This window comes from Microbispora sp. NPDC046973 (assembly GCF_040644495.1).
Taxonomy (GTDB): domain Bacteria; phylum Actinomycetota; class Actinomycetes; order Streptosporangiales; family Streptosporangiaceae; genus Microbispora.
This window is the reverse complement of sequence record NZ_JBEYWQ010000036.1, coordinates 58,623-69,183: the sequence shown is the minus strand read 5'-3', so window position 1 is coordinate 69,183 and position 10,561 is coordinate 58,623. Positions and strand designations below refer to the sequence as shown.

Here is a 10,561-nt window from a genome sequence, read left to right as displayed (position 1 = left end):
AAGATCGCGCTGGCCGACCCGCCGCAGTAGTGCACCAGCACCAGCAGCGCCGGCCGTGCCGCCACCCTGTCGGGCACGTACAGATACATGTTCAGATTCGTCGGGTTGGTGCCGAAATTGGTCACCCGCGTCAGCGACGCCGCCGCGGCCGGCCGGGCGGCGAGGAACATCCCCACCACCACCAGAGGCAGGACGGCGGCCGCCAGAATGGCTCTGATCGTACGTCTCACGCCATGTCCTTCCGTCTCGAGATGACACGGATGCCGGGCGTGCTCGGCCCCTCTGCGAGGCGGCGCCGTTGTGTGAGCGTTGACATCGTCGGCTGGTCAACCCCTTCGTCGACGGTGAGGTGGATGGATGAGGCTCAGGTGCCGCCGCGCGGTCTCCGCCGACGGGCCACGCCGGCGGCGGGGCCGTGCTTCGCAGCATTCGGCAGTCGCCTTGTTAGCGCTAACATAACGAGACGCGCCGACTGCTCCTCTCTTCGCGGCGACGGGCGGTGGTGGTGGTGCGCCGGAGCAAACACGAAACGGGGAGGCGTCGTCAAGGGGCCCGGCACACGCCGTTCCACGCCGCCGCGAGGGCCGGACATCGCTCATCTGGAGTTATCGGGGGTGTCCGGACCGCGATCGGCACCGGCATCGCGCTGAAACTTTCATCGGCAAATCTCCTCGCACGGCGAGATCGTCGTGCTGAAATTTTCATCGGCAAATCTCCTCATACGGCGTGATCATTGCCATGTTTTCGGAGGCAGGAGCGCTCATCGGAGTGCATGTCGGCCCTTTCCGATGAGCATGAGGGCCGAAAGTTTCAAAGGAGTCTTGACACATTTCGGCGAGATTTCCAGACTGAGTCCCCGAGGCGGTCTCCCCCTGCCAGGTCGGTGGTGAAGGGGCAGGGGGGCGCCGTCCGCGACGCCCTCGTGGTGTGCGTCCCCGGAAGGGGACGCGGTGCCGATCCCGAGGATGTCCGCTTTCCGTGATTCAGTTGTGGAGGCTCAGGCATGGATACAAACGCCACCCCCTTAGATCGGCTCCGGCGCCCACGCCGCGGCCGGGTGCTGCTCGCCGGCGCCCTCGGCGTTCTCGGCGTGGTCACCGCCGTGGCGGTGTCGGTTCCCGCCGACGCGGCAGCGAGCACCCTGGGCGCCGCGGCCGCGCAGAGCGGCCGGTATTTCGGTACGGCGATCAGCGCGAACAAGCTGGGCGACTCGGCCTACACGACGATCGCGAACCGTGAGTTCAACATGATCACGGCCGAGAACGAGATGAAGATCGACGCCACCGAGCCCAACCAGAACCAGTTCAACTTCACCAACGCCGACCGGATCTACAACTGGGCGGTGCAGAACGGCAAGCAGGTGCGCGGGCACACGCTGGCCTGGCACTCCCAGCAGCCGGGCTGGATGCAGTCGCTGTCGGGCAGCGCGCTGCGCCAGGCGATGATCAACCACATCAACGGCGTGATGGCCCACTACAAGGGCAAGATCCCCTACTGGGACGTGGTCAACGAGGCCTTCGACGACAGCACCGGCGGCCGGCGCGACTCCAACCTGCAGCGCACCGGCAACGACTGGATCGAGGTCGCCTTCCGCACCGCGCGCGCCGCCGACCCCGCGGCCAAGCTGTGCTACAACGACTACAACATCGACAACTGGACCTGGGCCAAGACGCAGGGCGTCTACAACATGGTCAAGGACTTCAAGTCCCGCGGCGTGCCCATCGACTGCGTCGGACTCCAGGGCCACTTCAACAGCGGCAGCGCCTACAACCCCAACTACCGCACCACGCTGCAGAGCTTCGCCGCCCTCGGCGTCGACGTGGCCATCACCGAGCTGGACGTCGAGGGCGCCTCGGCCACCACCTACGCCAACATCGTCAACGACTGCCTGGCCGTGTCCCGCTGCGTCGGCATCACGGTCTGGGGCGTGCGCGACAGCGACTCCTGGCGCTCGAGCCAGACCCCGCTGCTGTTCGACGGCAACGGCAACAAGAAGCCCGCCTACACCGCGGTCCTCAACGCCCTCAACGCCGCTCCCACCACCTCGCCCAGCCCCACCCCGCCGGTGAGCCCGAGCCCCAGCCCGACGCCGCCGGTCAGCCCGAGCCCCAGCCCGACACCGCCGGTCAGCCCCTCCCCCGGGGACTCGCCGCAACCGGGCGGGTGCAGCGCGACGATGCGGACGATCAACTCCTGGCCCGGCGGCTTCCAGTCCGAGGTCACGGTCCGCGCCGGCAGCTCGGCGGTCAACGGCTGGACGGTGAACTGGAGCTGGCCCGGCGGGCAGAGCATCAGCAGCCTGTGGAACGGCACGCAGAGCGTGTCCGGCTCCTCCGTGACCGTCCGCAACGCCCCGTACAACGGCTCGATCGCGGCCGGCTCGTCCACCACCTTCGGCTTCACCGCCAACGGCAGCGCGGCCACCCCGTCGGTCACCTGCAGCTGATCCCTCACCCCTGACGAGACCGGATCCGGTTCGGACGACGTCCGCCCGGATCCGGTTTCGCGTTGCCGCACCTCCATGCGGGCCGGAGAGGTGACGGCGGGATGATGGCCCTGATGGACGGGACTCTGCTGCTGCTCGACGTCGACGGAGTGCTCAACCCCGTGCGGCGCCCCTCGCCACGCTTCCGCCGCTTCGAGTGCGTGGCGGAGGGCGAGTGGTTCCGCCTGCTGCTCGATCCCCGGCACGGCGCCAAGCTGACCGCGCTGCGGCGCGAGACCGGCGCGACGCTTACGTGGGCGACGACCTGGGGCGAGCGCGCCAACGAGGAGATCGGCCCCAGGATCGGGCTGCCCCCGCTGCCGGTGATCCCGATCGACGGCGACCCTCCCCGCCCGCCCGGTGTGAACCTCAAGACCTGGCATGTCGCCGAGTACGTCCGGGGCCGGCCGTTCGTGTGGCTGGACGACGATCTCGGCCCGGCCGATCTGGAGTTCCTGCGCGATCACCCGGGCGTCGGCGAATTCCTGGTCGTGGCCGTCGACCCCAGGGACGGGCTGGGCGATGCCCACCTGGACGCGGCCCGCCGGTGGCTGACCGCGAGGAGGCCGCAAGCCGCCTGGTGAGACGCCCTGGGGTCACAGGTGAGCAGGGGGTGGATTCTCAGGGATTTCCCCGGAAGCCCCGGTAATCTCGCGGGCCATGACATGGCAGCGGAGGATCAACGGCGCACTCGTGAAGTTCACAGGAGTCCAGCTCACCCGTGTCCGGTCCGCCGCCCAGCCGACGCCCGCGGGCCCCGCCCCGGCTCCGGTGCCGGAGGAACTGGTGCGCCCTCCCGCCGACCCTCGCGCCGACCGCCTTCTCGTCGCGCCGGTGTTCGTCATGTCCCCGGTGCGGTCGGGCTCCACCCTGCTGCGGTCGATCCTGAACGCGCACCCCGAACTGCACGCCCCGCATGAGCTGCACGTCCGGCGGCTGACCGTAGGGTTCGGCACGCCGCTGGCCCGCAAGGCCATGGAGGCGCTCGGCCACAACCAGGCCGACCTGGAGCACATGCTGTGGGACCGGGTGCTCCACCGCGAACTGGTACGCAGCGGCAAGCGGACCATCGTGGACAAGACCCCCGCCAACGCCTTCGCGTACGCCCGGATCTCCGCCTGCTGGCCCGACGCCCGGTACGTCTTCCTGCTGCGCCACCCCGCATCCATCGCCGCCTCCTGGTACGAGGCCGACCCCGTCAAGCGCACCCGGGAGGAGGCCGCCGCAGACGCGCTGCGTTACATGAAGGCGGTGCAGCGGGCCAGGAAGGCGCTCACCGGCCTGACCGTGCGGTATGAGGATCTGACCGCCGAGCCGGAGAAGACGACCCGCGCCATCTGCGACTTCCTCGAGGTGGAGTGGGAGCCCGGCATGCTGGCGTACGGCGAGCAGAAGGTGGTGCAGAAGGGCCTGGGCGACTGGAGCGACAAGATCCGGTCGGGCACGGTGCAGGCGGGACGCGACCTGCCCGGGCCGGACGAGATACCCGACCTGCTCAAACCCATCTGCCGCAGCTGGGGCTACCTCCCCAAGGAGGAGGGCCGATGAGGATCCGTTACATGCTCCTGCACGCCTACGGCATGGGCGGCACGATCCGCACCGTGGTCAACCAGGCGAACGCGATGGCGTCGCTCGGCCACGAGGTGGAGATCGTCAGCGTGGTGCGCCGTCGTGAGGAGCCGCAGTTCCGCCTGCACCCCGACGTCGCGCTCACCACGCTGGTGGACCAGCGGACCGGCGTGCGGGCCGACTCCCTCGGCCGGCGGGTGTGGCGGCGGCTGCGCGGCAAGATCGTGCCGTACGGCGAGTTCGCCGCGGGCTACTTCACCGAGCGGGTCGAGAAGGCGGTCATCGACTACGTCGCCTCGGTGGACGGCGGGGTCCTCGTCACCACGCGCCCGGCGCTGAACCTCATCTCCGCGCGCCGCGCCTCCGGGAACGTCGTGCGGGTGGCGCAGGAGCACATGAACCTCGGCACCTATCCCGGCCCGCTGCGCGAGGAGATCGTCCGGCACTACGGCGCGTTCGACGCGGTCGCCGTGCTGACGGCCAGCGACCGGCGCGAGTACGAGCAGGCGCTGCCCGGCACGAGGATCGTGCGGATCCCGAACGCGGTGCACTCGGTGAACCAGGTGCCGTCGCGGCAGGAGCACCCCGTCGTGGTCGCCGCCGGCCGCCTGGTCAGGCAGAAGGGCTTCGACCTGCTGCTCCCCGCGTTCGCCCAGGTGGTGAAGGAGCATCCGGAGTGGCGCCTGCGCGTCTTCGGCACCGGCCCGAAGAAGGGCGCCCTGCGCGGGCTGATCGGCGAGTACGGCCTGTCCGCGCACGTGACGTTGATGGGCCGCACCAACCGCCTCGACGACGAGCTGGCCCGCGCCTCGATCTACGCGCTGAGCAGCCGCTTCGAGGGCCTGCCGATGGTCATGATCGAGGCGATGACCCACGCGCTGCCGATCGTGGCCTTCGACTGCCCGACCGGCCCCCGTGACGTGCTCACCGACGGGACCGACGGCGTCCTGGTGCCCTGCGAGGACGTGGACGCCCTCGCCGCGGCGCTCAACCGGCTCATCGCCGACCGCGACCTGCGGCTGCGCATGGGCGCCGCCGCGGCGGCCACCGCCAGGGAGTACGCGCCGGAGAACGTCATGCCGCTGTGGGAGAACCTGTTCGCCGAGCTCCTGGGGGCCAAGACGGGCAGCGACGCGCGGGCGCGGCGGTGACCGCGCACGCGGACGCGGCCCCGGCCGGCCTGTCGCCCGTGCGGAAACGGAGAAGGCCCCCGGCCGGCGGTGACGCCGGCCGAGGGCCCTCGTGGGTGATCGGCCTGCGTCAGCCGTCGTTGTCGGACGACGGGATGTAGGCGCCCGGCACCTGGTCCGGCGCGTAGATCTCGCCGTCACCCGGGTAGGGCTTCTTGTAGTCGTGCGCCTCGTACCAGGAGAAGCGGTTCATCTGCTCCGGGTTGCCGGAGTCGGCCCTGGCGTTGGGGCCGTTGAACGCCTGGTGCGACTTCCAGGCGCCCCACTTCTTCGCGATCTCCTGCTTGTCCGCGGGCACCTTCGCCGACGGCGCCGCCGCGGCGGCCGGGTTCTGCGGCGCGGGGGTGTCCGCACCGCAGGACGGCAGGCTGGAGCCCGACAGGCCCAGCGTCAGCGACGTGCGGTTCGGCAGGGCGGTGAACGGCGTGTAGTCGGGCTTGTCGGTGAAGGCCGCGGCCATCGGGGTGGCGGCGCTGTCCTTCTGGTTCATCGGCTGGATCCCGAGGATCTGCTCGATGGTGCGGATCATGGTGATCTGCGTGTAGTAGTGGCTGTCCACGGTGCCGTGCTTGGCCCAGGGGCTGATGATCTGGATCGGGGCACGGTGGCCGTCGACGTGGTCGGTGCCGGCCTGGGAGTCGTCCTCGACGACGAAGATCGCGGAGTCCTTCCAGTATTCGCTGTGCGAGATCTTGTCGACGATCCTGCCCACGGCCAGGTCGTTGTCGGCGACCTGGGCGGCCCCGTTCACCGGACCGCCGGTGTGGTCGCTGGACAGCCAGAACATGTTCAGGTTGGCCGGCCCGTTGGCTTCAAAGTCACGCTTCCAGATCTCGTACCGGTAGATGTCCGGCACGCTGGTGTCGAACTTCGGGAAGCCGTGCACCGACACGTCGTTGAGCGACGGGATCGGCGAGGACGAGTTGAGGGTGTAGGCGGTGTTCGCCCCGGTCGCCTCCATGTTCTTGGTGTCGCAGTACAGGTTCTGCCAGGTCGCGCCGGACGGCTTGGTGAGGAACTGGTGGAACTCGCCGAAGTTCCGCACGGTCTTGCCCGCCGCCTGCGCCCCGCTCCAGATGAAGCCGGTCCGCTGGTGGCCCAGAGCGTCGTCCTCGGTGTCGTAGCTGCGCAGGTACTGACCGGCCGACGACTCGGTGTACTCCGGGTTGTCGGCCTGCATCAGCCAGTTGTGGCCCTCGGCGGAGTTGGTGCCGATGTCATAGGTGTTGTCGTACAGCCCGAACTGGTTGGCCAAGGCGTGCTGGTTCGGCGTCACGTTCTCGCCGTACTGGGCCAGCGACGGATCGCCGTTGCCCTTCGCGATGTCGCCGAAGACCTGGTCGTAGGTCCGGTTCTCCTTGACGATCAGGAACACGTGCTTGATCGTCGAGGGGTCGCCGAGACGCTTCGGCACCGCCACGGCCTTCTGCTTGTTGCCGTGGGCCACCTTGACGTCGTTCTTGCCCCAGCCGTTCTGCTCGAAGACCGTGGCCGTGTACGTGGCGATCTCCTTGTCGTCCGGCAGCGTGAACCGCTGCAGGCTCGACGTGGTGTCGTGGGTGCCGTGCCCGGCGGCGGTGGTGGGGCGGCGGGCGTCGATGCCGCGGGTGTTGGAGACCAGCACCTGGTCGCCGACGGTGGTGATCTCCGCGGGGAAGTAGTCGGTCGGGAGCAGGCCGACGTAGCCGACCGGCTCCTGCGGCGTCGTGTAGCGGTAGACGGCGACCGCGTTGGCGCGGCCGAGCGTCACCAGCAGGTGACCGTCGTCGGTGAGCGTCACCGCGTCGGGCTCGTAGCCCACCGAGGCCTGCGGCCACGGCTGGGTGGCGATGGTCTGGACGACCTTGTCGCTGGAGGTGTCGATGACCGACACGTCGTTGGTGGCGGTGTTGGTGACGAACAGCGCCCCGTTCTTGGCGTACAGGGCGGTCGGGTGCAGGCCGACGTCGATGCTCGTGGCGGCGGCGGCCGGGTTCGCCAGGTCGATGACGCTGACCGTGCCAGTGGTGGTGGCGCCGGTGTTCGGGTCGGCCGGCACCTGGGTGCCGTAGGAGTTGATCGTCGTCTCACCGGGCTTGGCCGGACGGCCGCCCTCGTTGCTGACGTAGAGCTTGGTGCCGACCATGACCATGTCACGCGGGGCGTTGCCCACGGCCCAGCTCTGCCGGATGGCCCCGGTCGCCGCGTCCATGGCGATGACCCGGTTCTGACCGTTGACGGCGACGTACACGGTCGTGCCGTCGGCGGAGAACACCGGCTCACCCACCAGCGCGCGCTTCGAGCCCTGCGCGGCGATGGCGACGTTGACCGGGGCGGCGAGGGAGCCGTCCGGGTTCACGGTGAACTTGGTGAAGCCGTCGGCCCGGCCCAGCCACAGCTGCGAACCGTCCGGGGAGTACGTGGGGCCTTCCTGGCCCACAAGGTTGTCGCTGATGCGCAGGTTCGCCGCGGCGTTGTTGCCGATGACCTGCTGCACCTTCCAGTTCTTCAGGTCGACGATGACGAGCGCCATGCCGCCGTCGGTGACCGAGGCCGCGAGGTGGGTGCCGTCCGGGCTGAGCGAGGACGACATGATCTTGCCGTTGTTGATGACGAGACGCTCGCCGATCGGCTTGATGTACTGGTCGGCGGAGACGACCAGGCCCTTGTCGGTGGTCTGGCCGACCTGGTCGGTGCCGAATCCGTCGGTGGACGCATACGCGATGCCGCCTCCGGTGACGACGAGGGCGGCGGTGGCGGCCGCGAGGAGGCGGGTCCGCCGGCCGGTGCGTCCGCTGAGGAGCCCGAGAGGGGCCTTCGCGACGCGCTGGCGCGTGACGTGCATGAATCATTCCTTAGGGGTGCTTGCGAGCAGGTCGACGTTCCCGTCGAACTGCCACAGGGGGTTGGGTGCGTCCCCGGCCGGGGTGCGCACCTGGAAGTAGCCGTTCACCTCCTTCGGTCCGTCTCCGTCGGCGACGTACCGCCCGTCGGCGGTGACGTCGAGCTGGTAGATGGCGGAGCCCACGGCCGTCGTGCCGGGCAGGTGCCAGGACACGACACACCGCCAGTCGTTGCCCGGTCCTGAATCGAGGACCCGGGACCCGCCCTTGTCGCAGGACGCGGACGCCCGCAGCTGCACCTCGGTGACGTCGGGGCGATGGAGCTCCCGCGTCTGCAGCCGGTAGAGATGGGCGTACGCCGTGGCGAGCGAGTCCTGCAGCTTCCCCTTCTCGATCCCCGAGCCCGTGGCCGGGGTCGCGACGGCGATCACGCCCACGGTGAGGACGACCAGCGCGGCAAGCGGCAGGACCGCCGCCACGACGACCCGCCGGCCCGACCCGTCGTACGTCAGGTCGGTGAAGTCGCGGCGCAGGAACAGCCGGTAGGCCAGCGCGGTGGCGGTGACCGCCCACACCAGGCTCACCGCGAGAGCGATGAGGAGGGGGCCCGCCTGCGCCGGGCTGGTGAACAGCCCGCGCCAGGCGATGAAGGCGCTGCTCGGCAGGGCCGTCCGCACCGCAACCGGCAGCGGCAGCAGCTGGGCGAGCTGCAGCACCAGGGCGAGCAGCGCGGGCATGAGCAGCCCCATCGGCGAGCGGCCCAGGGCCACCGAGCCGAGGAGCCCGACGGCGGCGAACGCCAGCGTCGGCGCCAGCGCGCAGGCCCACGCGAGCAGGACCGTCCCGGCCGCGTCCGCCGGGGCGAGGAGGTGGCCGTCGAGACCGGCGAGCGGCCGGTTGCCGACGGCGGCCAGGCCGCCGACGATGCCCGACGCGGCCAGCCCGGCCACCAGCAGCAGGAGCACGGTCAGGCTGGCGAGGCCCTTCGCCACGAAGATCCGCCTCGGTGAGCGGACCGCCACGAGAAGGTGGCGCCAGGTGCCCAGCCGGTCCTCGGCCGCGAAGACGTCGCCGGCGACCAGGGCCGTCAGCAGCGGGAGCGCCCAGCTGCACGAGAAGTCGAGGACGACCAGGGCCCCCGCCCAGCCGGTCGCGTTCATCCAGCGGCCGAAGACCGTGTCGGCGGGGAGCGAGCTCTGCAGGCTCACGGCGGCCACGAAGGCCGCCGGGGCGATCCAGCAGGCGAGCAGCAGCAGGCGAATCCGCCACTGGGACAGCAGCTTGACCAGCTCGAACCGGTAGCCGGGCAGCACGGGCGCCGGCCGTGCGCCGACCGGGGGCCGGGTGACGGTCGCGGTCATCGCACGTCCTCCCGGTCGATCTGCTCCTCCTGGCCCGCCTGCGTGAGTACGACGCCGGTCCCGGTCAGGGTCAGGAACGCGGCCTCGAGCGGCGTCACCACGGGCGCCAGCTCCCGGAGCGCCACGCCGGCGCCCACCAGCCGTACGACCAGCTCGTCGACGGCCGGCACGGGCCCGCGGACCACGAGCACGTCGGCGTCCGGTCGCTGCGCGGGGCCGCCGGCGGGCGCGACGCGGAGCCCGGGCGTCTCCGACGCCAGCCGGTGGGCGGCTGCGGGGTCGGAGGTGAGCAGCCGGTAGTCGAGCTCGCCGCTCTCGGCGGCGAGCTTGCTCAGCGGACCGGAGAAGACGACCCGTCCGGTGGCGAGGATGGTCACCTCGGAGCACAGCGCGGCGAGGTCGTCCATCCGGTGGCTGGACAGGACCACCGCGGTCCCGTCCGCGGCGAGTCCGGTGAGGACGCGGTGCACGTGGTGCTTTCCCGCGGGGTCCAGGCCGTTGGCCGGCTCGTCGAGGACGAGCAGCCGCGGCTTGGTGAGCAGCGCGGCGGCCAGCCCGAGCCGCTGGCGCATGCCGAGTGAGAAGCCCCGGACACGGTCGTCGGCGACGTCGATGAGCCCGACCTGTTCCAGCGCGTCGTCCACGACGGTGGCGCCACGGGTGTCATGCCGCCCCAGTGAGGCCAGGGCCGAGAGGTTCTGGCGCGCGGTGAGCGAGGGATAGAGCCCGGGTCCGTCCACGAAGCCCGCGACGCCGTCGGGGACGGCGAGCGTCCGCCCGACCTGCGTACCCAGGATCTCGAGGCGGCCGCCGTCCGCCACCGCCAGGCCCAGCAGCAGGCCGAGGAGCGTCGTCTTTCCCGCGCCGTTCGGGCCGACCAGGCCGTGGACCTGCCCGCGCGCCACGTCGAGGTCGACGCCGTCGAGCGCGAGCACGTCACCGAAGGACTTCGTGATCCCCTGAGCCCGGACTGCCGGACTCCTGTCCATGTCGCCTGTTCGCATCCCTGTCCTTCCTCGGCAACCGGCACCCGATCGCGGATTCGGTGATCGGTACGGCAGCGAGAAAGTTAGCCACGCTAATTACGCGGCAGGGTGTGCATCGCGACAACAAAGGGTTTATGCCACGTGAACA

7 protein-coding genes and 1 pseudogene are annotated in these 10,561 nt (G+C 70.5%); 4 read left to right on the top strand and 4 right to left on the bottom strand.

The annotated features are described in order from the left end of the window. A pseudogene (locus tag ABZ860_RS37580) lies at nt 1-230 on the bottom strand (esterase); the annotation flags it as partial. Between the two features lie 773 nt (nt 231-1,003). On the opposite strand from ABZ860_RS37580, the gene ABZ860_RS37575 reads away from it, so the two are divergent. The 4 genes from ABZ860_RS37575 (at nt 1,004) to ABZ860_RS37560 (ending at nt 5,205) form a co-directional block, all read left to right on the top strand. Further along, nucleotides 1,004-2,446 carry an endo-1,4-beta-xylanase gene (locus ABZ860_RS37575; protein WP_357229897.1) on the top strand — a complete coding sequence of 481 codons (1,443 nt, stop codon included), beginning with the start codon at nt 1,004-1,006 and terminating at the stop codon, nt 2,444-2,446. Nucleotides 2,447-2,559: 113 nt separating this feature from the next. Further along, nucleotides 2,560-3,069 carry an HAD domain-containing protein gene (locus tag ABZ860_RS37570; protein ID WP_357229895.1) on the top strand — a complete coding sequence of 170 codons (510 nt, stop codon included), beginning with the start codon at nt 2,560-2,562 and terminating at the stop codon, nt 3,067-3,069. 76 nt (nt 3,070-3,145) lie between these two features. Continuing rightward, nucleotides 3,146-4,033: a sulfotransferase gene (locus ABZ860_RS37565; RefSeq protein ID WP_357229893.1), complete on the top strand. Its 888-nt coding sequence runs from the start codon at nt 3,146-3,148 to the stop codon at nt 4,031-4,033. Then, a complete protein-coding gene (locus tag ABZ860_RS37560; protein ID WP_357229891.1) occupies nt 4,030-5,205 on the top strand; it encodes a glycosyltransferase family 4 protein in 1,176 nt (391 codons plus the stop codon). Before ABZ860_RS37565 ends, ABZ860_RS37560 begins: the two co-directional genes overlap by 4 nt. 109 nt (nt 5,206-5,314) lie before the next feature. Here the strand turns inward: ABZ860_RS37560 and ABZ860_RS37555 are convergent, their stop codons facing one another. From ABZ860_RS37555 to ABZ860_RS37545, 3 genes are read right to left on the bottom strand one after another with little or no spacing between them, the layout of a single operon-like run. Beyond that, on the bottom strand, nt 5,315-8,068 hold the full coding sequence (locus ABZ860_RS37555; RefSeq protein ID WP_357229889.1) for an alkaline phosphatase family protein: 2,754 nt from the start codon (nt 8,066-8,068) through the stop codon (nt 5,315-5,317). Nucleotides 8,069-8,071: 3 nt separating this feature from the next. Continuing rightward, nucleotides 8,072-9,427 carry an ABC transporter permease gene (locus ABZ860_RS37550; RefSeq protein WP_357229887.1) on the bottom strand — a complete coding sequence of 452 codons (1,356 nt, stop codon included), beginning with the start codon at nt 9,425-9,427 and terminating at the stop codon, nt 8,072-8,074. After that, nucleotides 9,424-10,431, bottom strand: a complete 1,008-nt coding sequence (locus ABZ860_RS37545; protein ID WP_357229885.1) for an ABC transporter ATP-binding protein — start codon at nt 10,429-10,431, stop codon at nt 9,424-9,426. The genes ABZ860_RS37550 and ABZ860_RS37545 overlap by 4 nt, the downstream gene beginning before the upstream one ends. Nucleotides 10,432-10,561: the final 130 nt, after the last annotated feature.